This is a genomic window from Blautia sp. St.27G3 (assembly GCF_059728505.1).
The window spans coordinates 151,385-170,435 of the sequence record NZ_BAAGFO010000001.1 but is presented as its reverse complement, the minus strand read 5'-3'; the positions used below and the strand labels follow the sequence as shown (position 1 = coordinate 170,435).

Below are 19,051 nucleotides of genomic sequence, written 5' to 3'. Positions count from 1 at the left end.
CGCCTTTCTGTTTTAATTTCTATCTTATCCTTTTATTTGTACTTATTCTCCGGCGTCTTGCTGACGGCAGCACTGCATAGCCGAACAGCTTTATCACTCCATTCATCAGCAGGCTCAGCAAAATGATCATCAACACACATGCAAACACCTTGTCGAGCATATATCCGTTTTTCGCCCGGATCAGATAGTAGCCAAGACCGCTTTGTGAAGCAATCCACTCGCCTACCACAGCTCCGCTGATGCTGTACGTTGCCGCTACTTTAAGGCCCGACAACAGTGAAATCATGGCCGAAGGAATCTTGACAATGCGATATAGCTGAAAGTTTGATCCTCCATACGTGCGTACCAGATTCAGATAACCTTCATCCATCTCTCCCAATCCGTCGCTGAAGCTGACCACGATCGGAAAAAAACACATCAGCACAACCGTCAAAATTTTCGGTGCGTATCCAAACCCCATGTAAATAATGAAAATAGGGGCCAGAACAATCACCGGAACCGTCTGGGTAACGACCAGTATCGGATATATACATTTTTTAAAGGTCGGCATTGCATCAATCAGCACACCCATCACGATTCCCACTACAAAGGAAATCGCCATTCCTGCCACAGCTTCCAGCACCGTAATTCCGGCGTGTCCCATAAGCGTCGGAAACTCTGATGCAAAGCTTTTCAGCATATCACTGGGAGCTGGAAGTACGTACAGCGGGATCCCGGCTGCTCTTACAATAGCCTCCCAGCTTGCCATCAAAATCAGAATCACCGCCACCGGCGCTGCTTTGGAAAGCTTATTCATGTTCGATTCCTCATTTCTTTTACTTTTAAAAACAAGGGTACTGGTCTGAAAGAGACACAGAATATTTGATAGCAAAGGAAGTTCGCGCGATTTTCCAGGCAACAAAATTTTCTGTGCAATAAAAAAGCCGGCCAAATATGCCGACACCAAAAATAAGGACAGAACGCGCAGCTTCCTGCACATCTGAAAACATATTTTCCTTCGCCAGCATTATCTGTATCAGGTTCTAAGGGTCAAAACCGCTCGGTTTACTCTCAGGCCGCCATGGCCTCCCCGTTTTCATTACCAGTATACTACAATCTTTTGATTCCTGCAACTGCAAAAATATTTTTCATTTTTTACTGCCCGTATTGCATTCCTGCTCATCATAAATTCCGCATAAAACAACATTTATCTCTTGTTTTTCCTTTGCAACGCGGTATAATAACGTAACGGATGCCGCGGCACGACTGCTGCGGCATCCGTAAAGTTCATCGAAACATTTGTGAAATCCGGCTCCCAAAAGGCAGCTCATTCACAGCGTTTTGCAATGACTTAAAAATTCACTACAGTAAAGGGCTTCGTTATGTCTCCAAATTTCAACAGACTTAAAAAAGCAAACAACAATGCTTCCGGCTATCTGTTCAGCAACAATGACCTGAAAAAGCTGATTATTCCCTTGATTCTAGAACAGGTTCTGGCTATCACAGTCGGTATGGCTGATTCCATGATGGTTGCAAGTGCCGGAGAGTCCGCCGTATCGGCCGTTTCTCTTGCAGACAGTATTTTTATCCTACTGATTAACCTGTTTGCGGCGCTCGGAACCGGAGGCGCCGTGATCTGCGGACAGCAAATCGGCCGCCGGGAACCGGAAGTGGCATGCCGCGCCGCCAATCAGCTTCTGCTTTTTACCGGAAGCTTTGCGGTCGTTATTATGGCACTCACCTATATTTTCCGGCCGTTTATTCTACACGTCGTCTTCGGAAAGATCACGCAGGAGGTTATGACAAGCTGCAATACTTATCTTGTCATTGTCGCAGCCTCGATTCCGTTTATCGCCCTGTACAATGCAGGGGCCGCCATTTTCCGTTCCATGGGGGATTCCAAAACCGCCATGTATATGTCGCTCGTCATGAACGGCATCAATCTTGTCGGCAATGCTATCCTGATCTTTGGCTTTCATATGGGCGTCGCAGGCGCCGCCATTCCGACGCTTCTTTCACGTATGGTTGCTGCGCTCGTGATCCTGCGTCTGCTTCTGAACCAAAACAAAACCGTACATATTTCACTGCCGTTTTCCTTTCACTTTGATATTGCGCTGCTCAAAAAAATTCTTGGCATCGGTATTCCAAACGGCCTTGAAAACAGCATGTTTCAACTTGGGAAAATCATGGTGCTCTCCATCGTTTCCGGCTTTGGCACCGCCTCTATTGCGGCAAATGCAGTGTGCAATAACCTTGCATCCTTCCAGATTCTTCCCGGTATGGCAATGGGGTTTGCCATGCTGACCGTAGTCTCGCAGTGCGTCGGAGCCGGCGACTATGAACAGGTTCGTTATTACACCAGAAAGCTTCTCTGCATCGCCTACGCCTGCATCGCCGCAAGCAGTGTTCTTATTTTTCTGGCACTGCCTATGCTGATCCGTCTGTACCACCTCTCACCGGAAGCGGCTGAATATACAAGAAAAATTATTTATGCGCACTCAGCAGGCGCAGTCACGATCTGGCCTCTGGCCTTTACCTTACCCAATGCCCTGCGCGCTGCATCAGACGTAAAACATACGATGCTATTATCCATTCTTTCCATGTGGATTTTCCGGATTGGATTCAGTTATCTGCTTGGTATCTATCTTGGTCTCGGTGTATTCGGCGTTTGGATTGCAATGGAAATTGACTGGATCTTCCGAAGCATCTGCTTTGTTCATCGGTATTTCGGGAATAAATGGCAAAAACACAAAACCTAAAGATGAAAAACAGGACAAAACAAAACTGCTGTAACATGCATCAGAACACCGTCTCAAAACGGATCTTTGCGCTTTTACAGCAGTCTTTTTCTATCTTTTTTGATTCTGTCTTTTAATTTTGTCTGCGAAGTGTTCCTTTTATACCAGCAGGCGCTTGCGGCTTACACATTCCTCCCTGTGGGACATCCATTCCCGCAGCTGTGGATAAACCTTTTTGCCCATTTCATATCCATGCCAGTAAAAGTCCTCCAGCTTCTCCAGATCACGCTCAGTCCGACCGACCGTGGAAACTTCCGGTCGAATCACAAACACCTTTCCCTGTGCTTCCAGGCGCGTGATCAAATCCATCTCCTGATTATACACATGATTCCGCTGTAACATTGCCCAGGCAAGCTTCGGATACTTTCTGTAGTACAGTTTCACCAGCCGCATCATCGACGTACTGCGCTCGTTCTTATAGTACCCCTTTTTTCGCGTCAGAATCACAATATTGTAATCGTATCCGTCCGCAATTGCCCGTTTTACTGGAACAGAATCCGCAATGCCGCCATCCAGCATCGGAATACCGTCCACCTGCACCATCGGCGAAACAAACGGCAGACTCGAGGAAGCCCGGCAGGCCGCCATCATCCGTTCTTTATTTCTGTATTCCTCAATGAATTCTGCACGCCCGGTCAGACAGTTTGTCGTTGTCAGCAGACACCGCGTCGGCGATTTTACGTAAGCTTTGAAATCAAAGGGATAATCATGGTTCGGAAACTGATCAAAGATCAGATCCATATTCATAAAATACTTTGTCTTCAGCATAGTGCGGACTCCGTACAGCTCGTGATCCAGCTGTGCATCCAGCATACATTCCTTTGTCCGAAGAATCTGCCCCGATACGTAATCCACCGCATTACATGCTCCCGCCGAAACACCAATCACATACGGAACCATGAATTTTTTCTCCATCAGGTAATCCAGCACACCACTCGTAAAAATACCGCGCTGACCGCCGCCCTCCAAAATCATTCCCGCTTTCTTCATGCCGCATCTCCTTCCGGTAATGTTTGCAACAACTCTATTCTGTCTCCGTTTCTTCTGCTCCTGCTTTTGTTTCGTCCTGGCCTGCCGCAGTCCCGTCTTTCTTTGTTCCTGCTTCATCTGCCGCGGATTCCGGTTCTGTCTCTTCCTCTATGATTGCATGTTCCATCAGGAAATCCAGAACCTTATTCTGAAGAACGCTGATGCGAATCTGGTCCTCTCCATAATACGCAATAAGTTCTTCTACAGTCTCGAATCCTGTCGTTTTCCGATATTCTTCACAGCCGGCAGCATAATCCTCGTCACTGATTTCGATTCCTTCTGCCTCCGCAACCGCTTTCAGCAAGAGCTCCTGCTGCATGGTCATCTGAACCTCAACCGCGGCCTGCTTGCGGAACTGCTCCACGGTCATGTTATTATAAGCCATAGATAAAAACTCTGCAAAATCCACGCTGTAGGCTTCTGCCATTTCACGGTATGCACTCTCCATGAGCGCAACGCCATAATCCACCAGTTCCTGCGGATATCCCTTCACCTCAGAAGTCTCTGCAACCCGCACGAGAAGATTATATTTGATCTCAGACTCCCGCATCTCGCTCAGACCATTTTCCAGATCTTCCTTCACAGAAGCACGATAGGAAGCCACATCCGTGTATGCTCCCTCGGAAAGAGTGCTGACCAGCTCGTCGTTCAGCTCCGGCATACGCTTGATTTCATTTACCGTAACAGTAAAAACTGTCTCCTTGCCTGCCAGCTCCGCATTGTTGTAGCCCTCCGGAAATGTAAGTTTCAGGTCAACCGTCTCGCCGACTGCCACCCCAATCAGCCCGTCCTCAAATCCCGGGATAAACTCCCCGGAGCCGATATTCAGATCAAAACCTTTTGCAGTTCCCCCGTCAAAAGGTTCTCCGTTCAGTTTTCCCTCATAATCAATATTCGCAATATCACCGGTCTGCACCTTGCCCTCTGTCAGCGTTTCCATCAGATCACCCTGACGAATCGCAGCCTGAATCTGCTTCTCGACGTCGTCTTCCGTGATATGCGAAAGCTGAACCGTCACCCCTTTGTATTCACCCAGAGTCACATATTCGGATGCCTTATAATCCGGTCTTTTTTCCGGAACTTCCAGGGGCTCCACATCTTCAGCTTCTTTTTCTGTCACATGCTCGGTCTCTTTTTCCGCGCCTGCTTCTTCTGTGGCAGCTTCTTCATTATCTTCATTGCCCGTGGCAGTTTCTTCTGTTCCTGCTTCCGTGGCAGCTTCTTCTGTTCCCGCTTCTGTCACCGCTTCTGTCTCTCCTGCCATAACAGTTGCCGGAGATGCCGTTACCATTGTCATAGAAAGTGCACAAGCCAGCGCTGCCATATAATTTCTTTTTCTCATAGTCGTTATCCTTTCTGAATTTTAATTGTAATCATAAATCTGATCATAAATTACTCTCATGGATACAAAGTATAGCATATCCAATCTCATTTGGCACAAAAAAATATAATTTTAAGAAAATATCCATAATTCTTGCTATTTCTTCCAAAGGATGATAGAATGTATCTCGAAATCTGAGCTGGAGGAGGTACATATGTCCTTTTTAAATGTTTTACTTATCATATTAGTGATACTCGTCATTGCACTGGTTGTCCTGTACTTTGTGGGACGGAAAATGCAAAAGAAGCAGGCGGTACAGCAGGAGCAGATGGAAGCAGCCAAGCAGACCGTTTCCATGCTGATTATAGATAAAAAACGACTACCCATCAAGGAATCGGGACTGCCACAGATGGTCATTGATCAGACGCCTAAGCTTATGCGCCGGTCCAAGCTTCCCATTGTGAAGGCAAAAGTCGGACCGAGAATCATGACCCTTGTCAGTGACGCTGCTGTATTTGACCTGATTCCCGTGAAAAAAGAAGTAAAGGCTGTTGTGAGCGGCATTTATATCATGGAAGTTCGAGGGGTCCGCGGACCGCTCGAAACGGTTCAGAAGAAAAAAGGCTTCTGGGCAAAAACAAAAGAGAAATTTTCCAGACAAAAATAACATGGAGCTGTTGCTTCGATAGATGTTCATCTACCGAAACAACAGCTCCTTTTTTGTTGTAAAAAATATTCTGATCGGGCTAGTCCAACCGGAATAGTCCGCTGTCCTTTGCCATCACACGGATCTCGATTTTACTGTCCGCAATGTGCTCATAATTTACTTCCAGCTGATACTTAACCTGAATAGCAAGCAGATTCTCATCCTCTGTCACATGCATATCCGTGACCCGGATTCCTGCCATCAGATCTCCGAACGGTGTATTGTACCAGCTCATATTTTTCCGGTCCTGTTCAAATGTCATCTGTGAATGAACCGGCCCTGTCTTTCGGACCTCCAGGCAGCCGTCTTTGAGCGTAATCCGGCTTTTTATGATTTCAGCGCTGTCCTCCGCCTGTTCCTCATACAGAATATAATGTTTTCCGTTTTTAAAGTAATACTTCCCCGCAGAAAACACCTCAATCTCCTGGTCATCTTCTGTATTTTCCAGTGTATGAAACCCCTTTACGCTGATCAAAATATCCTCTGTCATGATGTTCAGTACTCCTCAATGTTGATTTTCCGGGTGGTTTCAATATCATAGGGGAGAATCGAATTTGCAAAATGCTTGAATTTATCCGCTGCATCGCTGACAAAAAAGCGGTAAGGCTCTTTTCCCGACGCTTTTTCACCACGATTGGCTATCCCCTTTTCTTCCAGCAGCAGTCCCAGTTCATGGGCCGTCTCATATGCAGGGTCCACAAGCCGCACACGCTCTCCTGCCAGCCGCTCAATCAAAGGCCGCAGAAGCGGGTAATGGGTACACCCAAGAATCAGTGTATCAATGCCCTTGGGAAGCAGTTCATCCAGATAACGCTTCGCCACCTGCTCTGTTACCGGATCTCCAAGCCACCCTTCCTCCACAAGAGGCACAAACAGCGGGCAGGCTTTTCCATACACTTGGATATCCTTCTGATAACTGCAAATAAGCTGACTGTACATATGGCTGTTGACCGTGCTTTCTGTGCCGATCACACCAATCCGGCCATTTCTTGTCGATGCCGCGGCAACCTTCGCTCCGGGCTTTACTACGCCGATAATCGGAATATCCAGCTCCTTTTCCACTTCCTCAAGTGCAAGTGCGCTGGCCGTATTGCAGGCGATCACAATCGCTTTGACATCCTGCGTCCGCAGGAAACGGATAATCTGCCTCGAATAGCGAATCACCGTATCTTTTGATTTGCTTCCATATGGCACCCTCGCCGTATCGCCAAAATAAACAATCCGCTCATTGGGAAGATTTCTCATAATCTCCCTTGCTACGGTAAGGCCGCCCACACCGGAATCAAATACGCCGATAGGAGCCTTCCCTTTTTTATTTTCTGTATTGCACATAACTTCTGATATTCCTTTCTGCTTCGCAGGCTGCCCGTACGGTCAAATATCGTTCTGATGATTATTCATCAAAAATCAGCGGCTCCCCATCCACAAACGCAAAACACACCGCATCCTCTGCAAGAAATTGTGTCCTTCCGTTCGTTCCCTCCGTCACGGCCTCGCGGAGCTCTTTTACCTGCTCAAGCGGTACCAGCGTCTCCACTGTGACAGTATCAGTATATTCGGAATCTGTAATTGTGAGCCCTCTTTGTCCCAGCAGATACTGGATTTTTCCAATTCCATTGTAATCGGTCTTCATGCGCAGCAGAGCACCGTTTCTTTTTTCAATGATCGTACTGCCGTGAAGCCCTTCCTGTACTGCCTTCGAATAGGCCCGTACCAGTCCCCCGGTTCCTAGCAGCGTTCCACCGAAATATCTCGTCACCACAACGGCCGCGTTGTGAATCTGCTCACCGAGCAATACATCCAGCATCGGACGTCCGGCTGTTCCCTGTGGCTCTCCGTCATCACTGCAGCGCTGGAGCTCATAATTCTCTCCCACGACAAAGGCAAAACAGTTGTGCGATGCGTTCCAATACTTTTTTTTCATTGCTGCAATAAACTCCAGTGCCTCATCCTCGCTGTTCACCGGAATTACCGTTGCAATAAAACGGGATTTTTTTTCAATCAGCTCTCCCTCGCCGCCTTTGTATACAATCTTCATCTGCACTTCCCGCCCTTAAATCAGACTTTTCAAAATTCCTGTTAAAATACCTTTTGATAGTACCAAAAATATACCTCTTTGTAAAGCCACACCCCTGCATTTTTCCGGCAAAAACTGGCTTATCAATTCCCCGTGGATTTTTACCGGTATCTGTGCTATTCTGAAACGAGCAGATCACGATCTGAATCAAAAAGGAGAATACACATGGATATTGCAAAAAAAATTGACCACACTATGCTGAAAGCGGACGCTACGTCTGAGACGATCCGCCGTTACTGCCAGGAGGCCCTGGAAAACGGCTTTGCCTCTGTCTGCGTCAATACCTGTCATGTACCGCTTGTTGCAAAAGCATTAAACGGCAGCGACGTAAAAACCTGCTGCGTTGTCGGATTTCCACTCGGCGCTATGCTGACTTCTGCCAAGGCATTTGAAGCCTCTGAAGCTGTAAAGGCTGGCGCACAGGAAGTCGACATGGTTATCAACGTCGGCGCAATCAAAGATCAGAACTGGGACTTCGTTCGCAACGATATCAAAGCAGTTGTCGAAGCTTCGAAGCCTGCCATCGTCAAGGTGATTATTGAAACCTGTCTGCTGACAGACGAAGAAAAAACAAAAGCCTGCGAACTCTCCGAAGAAGCTGGAGCCGCTTTTGTCAAAACCTCCACCGGCTTTTCCACCGGCGGCGCAACACTCGACGATATCCGTCTCATGAAAAAAACAGTAGGCGACCGTATGCAGGTAAAAGCCAGCGGCGGCATCCGCACGCCGGAATTCACCAGAGAACTGCTGGAAGCCGGCGCAGACCGAATTGGTGCCGGAAACGGACTGGCGCTCATCTAAAAAATATGGCGGCGGAACATTTTATACCCACGGTTTTTCTCAAATCCGCCTGTATAAAATGTTCCGCTGATCTATCTTCCGTATATTTTTCATTTCTACGCGGAATACTACCCTCCAAATAAGTTAATTGCGAAACAATTTCCAGGATTTCACACTGTTTCAGCAATGATATCCATTCAAAAGTCAGGAGGTGGTCTTCCATGAATACTCATTCCGATTCCAGGAAAAACACGCCGCGCCCGATTCCATGGAAACGGATCATAATCTACGCAGCAGCAGCGCTTGCTGCTGTTCTTGTTCTGTTTCTTGCCGGTATCTGGTATCTGATCGCGACGGCGCCTGATATAGACACCATTACCGTATCCCCTACCGAATCTGCCACCTATATCTGCGACGCACAGGGAAACTATCTGCGCAAGCTCACGCTTGCTTCTTCAAACCGTGATCTTGTTACGCTTGCAGAAATTCCAGACGCTCTGCAAAAAGCCATCATTGCAATTGAAGATGAACGCTTTTATGAACATGGCGGCATTGATATACGAGGAATTGCCCGGGCAATGTGGACCGGTCTGACCAGCGGTTCTTTTTCAGAGGGAGCCAGCACGATCACGCAGCAGCTCATTAAAAATAATGTCTTCACCGAATGGACACTGGAAAATTCCTTCCTTGACCGTTTCCGGCGTAAAATACAGGAACAATATCTGGCCCTCCAGCTCGAAGACCGGATTTCCAAAGAGGAAATTCTTGAAGATTATCTCAATACCATCAACCTCGGAGCTGGTTGTTACGGGGTACAGGCGGCATCCCGGCGATATTTCGGCAAAAATGTCTCGGAACTTTCGCTGTCGGAGGCTGCCGTGCTGGCTGCCATTCCCCAGAATCCCTCCGGTTTTAATCCCATCACCAACCCGGAAGAAAATGACAAGCGCCGCAAAACTGTGCTGAAATACATGGAAAACCAGGGCTACATTTCGAGAGAAGAAAAAGAAGAAGCTCTACAGGACGATGTATATGGGCGAATCCGTAAGTTCAACGAACTGAAAGGCGATGAAACAGCGTACTCCTATTATGAGGACGCATTAATTGATCAGGTTCTGAACGTTTTGATGAATGAAAAAGGATATACGTATGACCAGGCATACCGGGCAGTATTTTCCGGCGGACTGCGTATTTTCTCCGCTCAGGAAGCACAGGCGCAACAGATATGCGATGAAGAATTCCAAAATCCCGCGAATTTTCCGGAAGGAACTGAGTTCGGTATTGATTACGCGCTGAGCGTCTCCGACTCAGCAGGGCTTGTCACCCATTATGGTTCGGAATCTCTGCGCAGCTACATTCGCCAGGAAATCAATCCTTCTTTTGACCTGCTGTGTAACTCACAGGCAGAAGCGCAGCAATATGCGGACGCCTTCCGGGAACACATTCTGTCACAAAATAGTCAGACTCATGAGACTTTAGAAAGTGAAACCTCTGAGGATGACAAGGATGACGAACCTGAAGATGATTCAGAAAACGGCGACAGCGACCAAGCACTCAAAGTTGTCGGAGAACGGCTGTCCCTCTCCGCACAGCCACAGGCTTCTCTTGTTCTCATTGATCAGAAAACGGGCTTTGTCCGGGCAATCGTAGGAGGCCGCGGAGAAAAGACGGCAAGTCTCGTCCTGAACCGAGCTACGGAAACGTACCGTCAGCCCGGCTCCACCTTCAAAATTCTGGCCGCATATGCACCGGCGCTTGATTCTTTCGGACAGACACTTGCCACCACTTATGAAAATGAGCCATACAACTATGAAAATGGTACTCCGGTCAGCAACTGGGATATCACCGATTATTCAGGAACCGTTACCATCCGGGAAGCGATCACCCGTTCCATCAACGTAATTGCTGTGAAATGCATTACTGCAATTACGCCGCGTGCCGGTTTTGATTATGCCCGTAACTTCGGAATCTCCACTCTGTATGAATCTTATGAGTCAGGCGGTAATCTTTCCTCTGATATTGTACAGCCGCTTGCACTTGGCGGTATCACGCAGGGCGTTTCAAATTTGGAGCTTTGCAGTGCATACGCGGCGATCGCCAACGGAGGAGTACACGTCAAGCCGAAGTTTTTTACAAAAATTCTGGACCGGCATGGCGACATTCTGATTGACTATTCAGAACTTGAAAATTCCTCCGAAACAGATACAGATCTTTCAGGCTCCACCCGTGTGATCTCGCCGGAAACCGCATTTTTACTGACAGAAGCCATGAAGGACGTCGTTGCTTCCCCGCAAGGAACAGCCTACCAATCCATCTTTGCAGCCGGGCAACCGGTGGCAGGAAAGACAGGCACCACTTCGAATTACAAAGATATCTGGTTCGTCGGATATACGCCGTATTATACGTGCTGCGTGTGGGGCGGCTATGACAACAACCGCGACCTGCCTCTGGCCTCCACGTACCACACCTACAACAAGGTTCTGTGGTCAGCCGTTATGAACCGGCTTCATACCGGACTTCCAGCCGCTGATTTCACAAAACCGGAAACTGTAAAATCGGTGACTCTGTGTAAAGAATCACATTTACCTGCCATTTCGAATGGTTGTCCGGAAACCTATGAAGAATACTTTGCCAAAGCTACCGTACCCAAAAAGAACTGTCCGCTGCATGAAGTGCCGCCGGAAACAGAACCGATCACCATTTACCCGGATCTTTTCCCGGAAACTGAGACGCAAAGCGAAACTCAGGCGGAAACAGAAACAGCAACGAACAGCACCGAGATTCCGCCAACGGATACGGAATCACCGCCAGCGGATATCATTCCCCCGCCTACTTTGCCGGAAACCCCTCCGACCGTGTCTCCCCCTTCGGAAACAGAAACGGGACATCCTGCGGAAAGTGAGACAGGACAGACAGAAACAAATTCCCTGGAGGATCTGATGAACCGTCTGACAGGACTTGGAAGCCTCCCCTAAATCTTCTGGCTGAAAAGGGCGCATCATATTTGCAGAAATAAAAACAGGAAGCATTTCCTTAAATACGCGCAGTAAAATAGAGAGTCTCGTGGAGATTCCGGGTTTTGAAAAGACCCGAATCCCATGAGACTCTCTGTCATTGTTTTTTGCTTGATTCCTTTAATTTATTAACTTTATCTTGGTATGTTATCTCGTTACTGTATAACTACCGTACTTTCGGGTGTCTCGATCTGCGGTGTGAACTGCATGCCCCAAATATATGCATTTGCTGACATTTCACTTACAAGTGCAACCAAATCTTCCTGTTTCAGTTCCAGAATTACCCTTGCATCAGCAGGAGCTGCAACATCACCGGGCTCTGCCTTCAGGCTAACCTCTCCCGATACACCAAGCTTTTCGCCATCCACAGACATAGACAGCTCATCTACGGTCAGAACGAAGCCCTTTCCTTTTTCGACATTTGAGAATGTACCGTCAAAGTTCAGTTCAATCCGTGTATCTTCATCCTCCACCAGAATCTGTGCATCCAGATCTCCGGTAGCCGCATCAAAGCGCTCTGTGTACACCGGACCGGAATAAAGGGTCTCGCCATTTTCTTCCAGATTCATTGTAATCGTAGTGACCTGTGCCGTTCCGTCCTGCTTTGTCGCAAAATCCATGTCCATAGAAATGGAATCTGTACCGGCATCGTCGGCCATCTCAACATTCACTGTAAAGCCTTCCTGCGGTTGTGCCGGGTTGGAATAAACGATATCGCAGAAAATAGTTCCCTTGAACTCGTTTTCTACCTCTACCACCGGCTGTGATACCTCTGCAGAAGGAACCGTCTCCACATCTGCCACTGCATCAGAAGCCTTTCCAGCAGGGGCAAGCGGTTCCACAGTGACAGAAGTAATCACTTCCTCTGCGATCTGCTGCTGTCCGCTGGAAAGCTGATTCTGTGCCTCCACAATCTTCGCTGTATCAATCGGCATCTCAAAATACATTTTCTCTACGAGATGATTCCGCACCTCGTAGTTCACAGTCAAATCCTCAAGGATGCAGGCAGACATCACAGATACCATCTGATCAACCATCTCGTCGACTGTCTGCTCCGGGTCTGATCCTGTGTCAAAGACTATCCCTGCACCTGTAAATACTTTCATGTATTCCTGAAACAGGTCTTTGTATAAATCCATCAGTTTGTCACGGCTAAACGTAACGCTGTATGTCGTGACACCATCTGCTTCCGAAGCCTCTACAGCCGCACTTTCCTCAAGCTCCGCTTCCATGCGTTCGCTGTAGTCCTCGAACCCATCCGTACCATCGTCGTCCGAATAAAAGTCCATTTCAATGTCCGGTATTTCTGCTATGTTTTCCGGAGTCATTCCCAAAATAGCAGCAAGATCGGAATTCATAATCTGCTCTTTGAGATTGCCGGCATTCAGTGCAACCGTACCTGCATAAAACTGCGGCAATGCAAGCGCAAGCTGTTCGTGTGATCCGTACAGCGCTGCATCCAGAATTGGGGTCTCTCCAAAACTTCCTGTAAGCACCCATTTTTCAAGTTCCGGATCTAGCTGGAAACCGAACCGAACAGACTCATCGGCAAATTCTTCACCTGTCAAATCCAACAGCTCCAATGTCTCCGGGAGAAGTCTCGCCGTCATCTGAAAATTCAGGCCCTCCTCTTCCATCTGCTCTGCCAGATCAGAAAAGCCTATTGTCTGCTCCAGAAGATTGTCCCCGGCATCCTCCATCTGTTTTTCTATAATCTCATTCAGCTCATCAAGCGGACCTGCCAGGGCCGTCCCCTGAAACATCATCGCCGCTGACAGGGCAACAGCCATGGTCCTGCCAGTAAGTATTTTGAATTTACGCATAAAGCACCTCCATCTGAATTATTTAACTTCAATATATCATACAAAATTTTTATTTACAACCAACGAAACTGTGATTTAAAGAAAAGATAAGGAATGTGCTTTTATTTTCCTTCTGCTGTCCCGCATATTGCTTTGACACAAGGAGAAATACCCATTGCCGAGCTGTCGAGCACCAGGTGATAGCCCCTTTTGTCATCCCAGGCCATACCGGTATTGGCATGATAAAAATTAGAACGCCGCCAGTCGTATTTTTTCAGCGTATTCTCCGCATTCTCCGGAGCAATCCCGTACTCCTCCACCGCCCGCTTCTTCCGGTATTCACGGTTTGCATGAATAAAAACACGAAGCACATCCGTACGTTCCCGCAAAATCCATCCCGCGCAACGCCCCACAATCACACACGGGCCCTGCAACGCCATGTCCTTGATCACACGTTCCTCCGTCACATACAACGCCCCTTCTTCTGAAAGGCCGTCGCGCTCTCCGGTCATCACCTTCATTGCCATGCCAAGCGAATACAACAGACTATTGGAAGTCGTCTCTTCCAAATGTAAAAGACGATCCTGCGACGTTTGCATCCGTTCTGCCGCACGCCGCAATACCTCCTGTCCATAACACGGAATACCAAGCCACCGCGCTACTCTCTCACCGATTTCATTCCCCCCGGATGCATACTCTCGTTCAATCGCAATTATGTTATACATCATGTTCATCCCCTCCTGTATGATCATGCCTCTGCCGCTGCTTCTTTCACACGCTCAAACTGACTGTTATACAATCCCGCATAAAATCCGCCGTCTCGCATCAGTTCCTCGTGGTTTCCCTGTTCAATGATATCCCCGTCCTTCATGACAAGAATCAGATCTGCATCGCGGATCGTCGACAGGCGGTGGGCAATGACAAAGCTGGTTCGTCCCTTCATCAGTGCATCCATTGCCTTCTGAATCCGCGTCTCCGTACGCGTATCGACGGATGACGTCGCCTCATCCAGAATCAGAATCCGGTTGTCGGCCAGGATTGCACGGGCAATGGTCAGAAGCTGCTTCTGTCCCTGTGAAACATTATTTGTCTCCTCATTCAGTACCATCTGATAGCCGCCCGGCTGCTGCATGATAAATTTGTGCACATGCGCCGCCTTTGCCGCCTCAATAACCTCCTCATCCGTAGCATCCAGCCGCCCGTAACGGATATTTTCCATAATTGTCCCGGAAAACAGCCACGTATCCTGAAGAACCATCCCGAACATCTCCCGAAGCTCACTGCGGTTAAAATCCTTTACGTCATGACCATCCACACAGATACTGCCGGAATTCACATCATAAAAACGCATTAACAGCTTCACCATCGTTGTCTTGCCGGCTCCAGTCGGCCCGACAATCGCAATTTTCTGACCATCCTTTACCTTTGCTGAAAAATCGTGGATAATTACATGCTCGGGATCATAGCCGAATTTTACATGGCTGAATTCCACATTTCCGCGCAGATGCTCCGTATCTGCCGGCTCCGCAACCGTCTGGTCCTCTTCCGTTTCTTCCAGATATTCAAAAATCCGCTCAGAAGCCGCTGCCGTAGACTGCAACATGTTCGTCACCTGCGCAATCTGCTGAATCGGTTGTGTGAAATTCCGGATATACTGGAAAAACGACTGAATATCACCGACCTCAATTGCATTTTTAATTACCATAAATCCACCGAGAATCGCTACCATGACATAGCCCAGATTACCGATAAACTGCATCACTGGCATCATGATTCCGGAGAAAAACTGAGATTTCCACGCCGTATTGTACAACTTCTGGTTGACTTTCTCAAATTCTGATACAACGTCTTCTTCCTTATTAAAAACGCGCACTACATCATGACCGCCGTAGATCTCCTCAATCTGGCCATTCACCTCTCCGAGGTACTTCTGCTGTCCCTGGAAAAATTTCTGGGATCGCTTCATCACAACGCCGATAATTAACACGGAAATTGGCAGAATCACAAGCGCTGCCAGCGTCATCCATACATTGATGCTGAGCATCATAATAAATACGCCGACAAGCGTGGTCGTCGAAGTGATCAGCTGCGTCAAACTCTGATTCAGGCTCGTCTGTAGCGTATCTACATCGTTCGTCACTCTCGAAAGCACCTCTCCTGTCGTCTTGCTCTCGAAATATTTGAGCGGCAGACGGTTTGTTTTCTGCGAAATATCACGCCGCAGACTGTATGTGACGTCATTCGAAATACCGCTCATGATAAAACCCTGAAGAAAGGAAAACGCCGCGCTGCAAAAATACAGTCCCATTACAAACAGCAAAATCTGGCCAATCTTCCCAAAATCAATGCCGCCGGTTCCCCCAAGCTTTGCAACCAGGCCGTTAAACAGCTCAGTCGTCGCTTTTCCAAGGATCTTTGGACCTACAATATTAAAAATGGTTCCGGCCATCGCCGTCACTGCCACCAGCGCCAGACGCACCTTATATTTTCCCATATAGCGCAGAATTTTCTTCATACTGCCCGAAAAATCCTTCGCCTTCTCGCCGCCAATCATCCCATGACCCATTGGCCCCCGTCTCGGTCTTCTCGTCTCACTCATCCTGCTAATTCCTCCTCTGACAACTGAGATGTGGCAATCTGGCGGTAAACCTCGCAGCTCTTCATAAGCTCCTCATGTGTTCCCTTTCCAGCAATTTTGCCCTCATCCAGTACAATGATCTGATCTGCATGGAGAATTGTGCTGATACGCTGTGCTACGATCAGCGTTGTGGTATCTGCCGTCGCCTCTTTTAACGCGCGGCGAAGCGCAACATCCGTTTTATAATCCAGTGCCGAAAAGCTGTCGTCAAAAATCAAAATCTCCGGCTGCTTTGCAATCGCACGCGCGATGGAAAGCCTTTGCTTCTGCCCTCCAGATACATTCGTTCCGCCCTGCGCAATCGGAGCATTATATCCCTCTTCTTTTGTTTCAATAAATTCCGCTGCCTGTGCAATCACTGCGGCTTCCTCTATCTCCTGCTGCGTTGCGTCGGCTTTTCCGTATCGGATATTCGAATCAATCGTTCCTGAGAAAAGAATACTCTTCTGCGGCACATATCCCAGGCGGCTGCACAAATCCTTCTTGGTCATATTTCGCACATCCACACCGTCCACACGCACGCTGCCCTCTGTTACATCGAAAAAGCGTGGAATAAGATTAATCAGTGTGCTTTTACCACTTCCGGTACTTCCGATAAAAGCAACCGTCTGCCCTTTCTCTGCTTTAAAGGAAATATCCTCGAGTACCTTCTCATCTGCATCCGGATATGCAAAAGATACATGGTCAAATTCCACGATTCCTTTCCTATTCGTATCCGGAGTTTCTGGCTGCTGCGGATCATGTATCATAGACTGCGTGCCAAGCACCTCCGCAATTCGCTTTCCTGCAACATTTGCCCTCGGAATCATAATGGACATCATTGTAATCATCAGGAAAGACATGATAATCTGCATCGCATACTGGATAAATGCCATCATATCACCGACCTGAAGGCTGCCGCTGTCCACTGCATACGATCCCTTATAAATAATCAGAACGGATACGCCGTTCATAATCAGCATCATAATCGGCATCATAAATGTCATACAGCGGTTTACAAACAGATTCGTCTTCATCAGATCGCAGTTTGCTTTCTCAAAGCGCTCCTCCTCATGCTTCTCAGCGCTGAAAGCCCTCGTAACCATAATACCGCTCAGAATCTCCCGCATAACCAGATTTACCCGGTCAATCAGCGACTGAAGCTTTGTAAAACGCGGCATAGCAACCTTGAAAAGCACCAGAATTACCAGCAAAATCAACGCTACTGCCAGCGCAATAATCCAGCTCATGGATGCGTCAGACTGAAGTACCTTGAGCACACCGCCGATTCCGAGAATCGGTGAGTAGAGAATAAGCCGGAAGCCCATTGCCAGCAGTATCTGTATCTGCTGAATATCGTTTGTACTTCTTGTAATCAGCGACGCCGTGGAAAAATGATTGAATTCTTCACTGGTAAATCCGATGACTTTCCGGTACACATCATTTCTCAGATCATGCGCCACAGCTGCTGCCACACGTGCACTGCAGAACGTCACAAGCACCGATGCCGCCATGGCAAGCAGTGCAAGCAAAATCATGCTGCCTCCTGTCCTCATGATATATCCAATCTGCTGGCGGTCCAGATCAACCCCCATTGCTTCGTATTCACTGGAAACAAATTTTATCGCATACTGCCCGGTCATCATTTCCGGAATGGTGTCCACCTTCTCACCAATCCCTGTAACAATCTGCGTGCGCACAATTTCCGGCAGGGATTTTATCGCATCCAGAGCTGAAACGCCTTCCGGAAGCTCCATGCCCTGCATTCCCGCAAGCCCTTGACCGTTGTTCCCCTCTTCCGGCACAGGACCGCTGCCTTTTGACGAATCCGAGAGCATGGGCATATCATCGTTCTGTGTCAGCATCAAAACAATAATTTCTGCTTTTGTCAGAGCCTGCTCTAATGCCTCCCGTTCATCGCCGGACAACTTTTTCAGCACATATTCATCCCCGTTACGCTCGTAGCTTTCATCCAGGGTCCTCTGCTGTGCTTCATCCAGAAAAAGCTTCAGATTCTCTACCGTCTCTGCGCGGAGTTTTTCCGGTACGCCATCCTCAATTCCTTTTTGCTGAATTCCTTCATTTACAATTCTTGATGTGTAATCCGGCAGAGCCAGATCACAGTACGCCTGAAGAAATAACAGGCCTACGATTAATATCAGGAATCCTGTTGATTTTTTCAGATATTTTGCAAGTTTTGCCATAATTACCTCCTACTGTTCTGTCTGAATATCCGCTCCTGCATCCACCAGATTTCCCACAATACGCTGAAAATAACTGCATAAGGTCGTCAGCTCCTCTTTCGAAAATCCCGCTGTCATTGTACACTCATTTTCATCCAGTAATGCCCGGATTTTGGCCTGGATATCTTTTCCTTTGTCTGTCAGATAAATGTGGTTGACTCTCAAATCTGTGGGGTCCGTTTTTTTATATACCAGCCCTGCCTTTTCCAAACGCTGCACCGTCACAGTCACCGTCGGTGGTCGGACATGAATCTTTTTTGCCAGTTCCCGCAGACTGATTCCCTCTTCCTCATACACGCTTTTTAAAACCGGAAGCTGACCGGGGTGCACTCCCAATTCCATAAATTTTTTAAAACTGAGGGAAGAGTAACCATGGATCATACGAACCAACCAGAAATTTACGGTGTCTTCCCTGAAGTCTTCTTTCATGTTCTCACCTCACAATCCTGTCACAAAACTGCGCAACTTTTTCCAAAGCAAACACTTAGTTAGCCAGCTAATTATTAATTAGCTAATGGGTAGTATATGCTTTTTCACAAAAATTGCAAGGTGATTTTGTGCAATTTATAAAAATTTAATTGTTCTAAATCACATTTTACCTTTATTTATCTTTTGCAAACTTATAAGTTTGCATCTTTTAAGTATGTAACTTTATTAACCAGAATGCTTGACAAAACCTTTAAAA

Annotated in this window: 15 protein-coding genes and 1 riboswitch; of the genes, 4 read left to right on the top strand and 11 right to left on the bottom strand. The window is 47.6% G+C overall.

What is annotated here, in order from left to right:
- Positions 1–19: 19 nt before the first annotated feature.
- The gene (locus tag AC6I2O_RS00695) at positions 20–796 is read right to left on the bottom strand and encodes an ABC transporter permease (RefSeq protein WP_497741525.1); all 777 of its coding nucleotides are present in this window, start codon (positions 794–796) and stop codon (positions 20–22) included.
- Between the two features lie 179 nt (positions 797–975).
- A riboswitch (TPP riboswitch) is annotated at positions 976–1,082 on the bottom strand.
- 279 nt (positions 1,083–1,361) lie between these two features.
- Here AC6I2O_RS00695 and AC6I2O_RS00690 point away from each other — a divergent pair.
- Complete coding sequence (locus AC6I2O_RS00690; protein WP_120393178.1) at positions 1,362–2,738, top strand: MATE family efflux transporter; 1,377 nt, start codon at positions 1,362–1,364, stop codon at positions 2,736–2,738.
- Between the two features lie 138 nt (positions 2,739–2,876).
- Here the strand turns inward: AC6I2O_RS00690 and AC6I2O_RS00685 are convergent, their stop codons facing one another.
- The gene (locus AC6I2O_RS00685) at positions 2,877–3,767 is read right to left on the bottom strand and encodes a patatin-like phospholipase family protein (RefSeq protein WP_120393179.1); all 891 of its coding nucleotides are present in this window, start codon (positions 3,765–3,767) and stop codon (positions 2,877–2,879) included.
- Between the two features lie 34 nt (positions 3,768–3,801).
- Positions 3,802–5,148 carry a trigger factor gene (gene tig, locus AC6I2O_RS00680; protein WP_497741524.1) on the bottom strand — a complete coding sequence of 449 codons (1,347 nt, stop codon included), beginning with the start codon at positions 5,146–5,148 and terminating at the stop codon, positions 3,802–3,804.
- Between the two features lie 193 nt (positions 5,149–5,341).
- Here tig and AC6I2O_RS00675 point away from each other — a divergent pair, with 193 nt between their 5' ends.
- Positions 5,342–5,794 carry a hypothetical protein gene (locus AC6I2O_RS00675; protein ID WP_120393181.1) on the top strand — a complete coding sequence of 151 codons (453 nt, stop codon included), beginning with the start codon at positions 5,342–5,344 and terminating at the stop codon, positions 5,792–5,794.
- Between the two features lie 79 nt (positions 5,795–5,873).
- Here the strand turns inward: AC6I2O_RS00675 and AC6I2O_RS00670 are convergent, their stop codons facing one another.
- The 3 genes from AC6I2O_RS00670 to AC6I2O_RS00660 form a co-directional block, all read right to left on the bottom strand.
- Positions 5,874–6,323: a YwiB family protein gene (locus AC6I2O_RS00670; RefSeq protein ID WP_120393182.1), complete on the bottom strand. Its 450-nt coding sequence runs from the start codon at positions 6,321–6,323 to the stop codon at positions 5,874–5,876.
- 5 nt (positions 6,324–6,328) lie between these two features.
- Positions 6,329–7,165 carry a glutamate racemase gene (gene murI, locus AC6I2O_RS00665; RefSeq protein WP_120393183.1) on the bottom strand — a complete coding sequence of 279 codons (837 nt, stop codon included), beginning with the start codon at positions 7,163–7,165 and terminating at the stop codon, positions 6,329–6,331.
- Between the two features lie 61 nt (positions 7,166–7,226).
- On the bottom strand, positions 7,227–7,871 hold the full coding sequence (locus tag AC6I2O_RS00660; RefSeq protein ID WP_120393184.1) for a YigZ family protein: 645 nt from the start codon (positions 7,869–7,871) through the stop codon (positions 7,227–7,229).
- Between the two features lie 204 nt (positions 7,872–8,075).
- Between AC6I2O_RS00660 and deoC the strand changes: the two genes are divergently transcribed.
- Positions 8,076–8,711: a deoxyribose-phosphate aldolase gene (gene deoC / locus AC6I2O_RS00655; protein ID WP_120393185.1), complete on the top strand. Its 636-nt coding sequence runs from the start codon at positions 8,076–8,078 to the stop codon at positions 8,709–8,711.
- A gap of 200 nt (positions 8,712–8,911) precedes the next feature.
- Positions 8,912–11,665 (top strand): transglycosylase domain-containing protein, encoded by a 2,754-nt coding sequence (locus AC6I2O_RS00650; RefSeq protein ID WP_120393187.1) that lies wholly within the window; start codon positions 8,912–8,914, stop codon positions 11,663–11,665.
- A 194-nt stretch (positions 11,666–11,859) separates the two neighbouring features.
- Here the strand turns inward: AC6I2O_RS00650 and AC6I2O_RS00645 are convergent, their stop codons facing one another.
- The 5 genes from AC6I2O_RS00645 to AC6I2O_RS00625 all read right to left on the bottom strand — a co-directional run bounded on the left by AC6I2O_RS00645 (position 11,860) and on the right by AC6I2O_RS00625 (position 18,795).
- A complete protein-coding gene (locus AC6I2O_RS00645; RefSeq protein WP_497741523.1) occupies positions 11,860–13,527 on the bottom strand; it encodes a hypothetical protein in 1,668 nt (555 codons plus the stop codon).
- Between the two features lie 101 nt (positions 13,528–13,628).
- A complete protein-coding gene (locus tag AC6I2O_RS00640) occupies positions 13,629–14,234 on the bottom strand; it encodes a cytidylate kinase-like family protein (RefSeq protein WP_497741522.1) in 606 nt (201 codons plus the stop codon).
- Between the two features lie 20 nt (positions 14,235–14,254).
- A complete protein-coding gene (locus tag AC6I2O_RS00635; protein ID WP_120393190.1) occupies positions 14,255–16,105 on the bottom strand; it encodes an ABC transporter ATP-binding protein in 1,851 nt (616 codons plus the stop codon).
- On the bottom strand, positions 16,102–18,327 hold the full coding sequence (locus AC6I2O_RS00630; protein ID WP_497741521.1) for an ABC transporter ATP-binding protein: 2,226 nt from the start codon (positions 18,325–18,327) through the stop codon (positions 16,102–16,104). The genes AC6I2O_RS00635 and AC6I2O_RS00630 overlap by 4 nt, the downstream gene beginning before the upstream one ends.
- 9 nt (positions 18,328–18,336) lie before the next feature.
- Positions 18,337–18,795, bottom strand: coding sequence for a MarR family winged helix-turn-helix transcriptional regulator (locus tag AC6I2O_RS00625; protein ID WP_120393192.1), 459 nt, complete (start codon positions 18,793–18,795; stop codon positions 18,337–18,339).
- Positions 18,796–19,051 lie beyond the last annotated feature (256 nt).

What these genes read in the sequence shown, in the direction of transcription:
- AC6I2O_RS00695 (WP_497741525.1), bottom strand. Translation starts at nt 796, where the DNA reads ATGAATAAGCTTTCCAAAGCAGCGCCGGTGGCGGTGATTCTGATTTTG.
- AC6I2O_RS00690 (WP_120393178.1), top strand. Translation starts at nt 1,362, where the DNA reads ATGTCTCCAAATTTCAACAGACTTAAAAAAGCAAACAACAATGCTTCC.
- AC6I2O_RS00685 (WP_120393179.1), bottom strand. Translation starts at nt 3,767, where the DNA reads ATGAAGAAAGCGGGAATGATTTTGGAGGGCGGCGGTCAGCGCGGTATT.
- tig (WP_497741524.1), bottom strand. Translation starts at nt 5,148, where the DNA reads ATGAGAAAAAGAAATTATATGGCAGCGCTGGCTTGTGCACTTTCTATG.
- AC6I2O_RS00675 (WP_120393181.1), top strand. Translation starts at nt 5,342, where the DNA reads ATGTCCTTTTTAAATGTTTTACTTATCATATTAGTGATACTCGTCATT.
- AC6I2O_RS00670 (WP_120393182.1), bottom strand. Translation starts at nt 6,323, where the DNA reads ATGACAGAGGATATTTTGATCAGCGTAAAGGGGTTTCATACACTGGAA.
- murI (WP_120393183.1), bottom strand. Translation starts at nt 7,165, where the DNA reads ATGTGCAATACAGAAAATAAAAAAGGGAAGGCTCCTATCGGCGTATTT.
- AC6I2O_RS00660 (WP_120393184.1), bottom strand. Translation starts at nt 7,871, where the DNA reads ATGAAGATTGTATACAAAGGCGGCGAGGGAGAGCTGATTGAAAAAAAA.
- deoC (WP_120393185.1), top strand. Translation starts at nt 8,076, where the DNA reads ATGGATATTGCAAAAAAAATTGACCACACTATGCTGAAAGCGGACGCT.
- AC6I2O_RS00650 (WP_120393187.1), top strand. Translation starts at nt 8,912, where the DNA reads ATGAATACTCATTCCGATTCCAGGAAAAACACGCCGCGCCCGATTCCA.
- AC6I2O_RS00645 (WP_497741523.1), bottom strand. Translation starts at nt 13,527, where the DNA reads ATGCGTAAATTCAAAATACTTACTGGCAGGACCATGGCTGTTGCCCTG.
- AC6I2O_RS00640 (WP_497741522.1), bottom strand. Translation starts at nt 14,234, where the DNA reads ATGATGTATAACATAATTGCGATTGAACGAGAGTATGCATCCGGGGGG.
- AC6I2O_RS00635 (WP_120393190.1), bottom strand. Translation starts at nt 16,105, where the DNA reads ATGAGTGAGACGAGAAGACCGAGACGGGGGCCAATGGGTCATGGGATG.
- AC6I2O_RS00630 (WP_497741521.1), bottom strand. Translation starts at nt 18,327, where the DNA reads ATGGCAAAACTTGCAAAATATCTGAAAAAATCAACAGGATTCCTGATA.
- AC6I2O_RS00625 (WP_120393192.1), bottom strand. Translation starts at nt 18,795, where the DNA reads ATGAAAGAAGACTTCAGGGAAGACACCGTAAATTTCTGGTTGGTTCGT.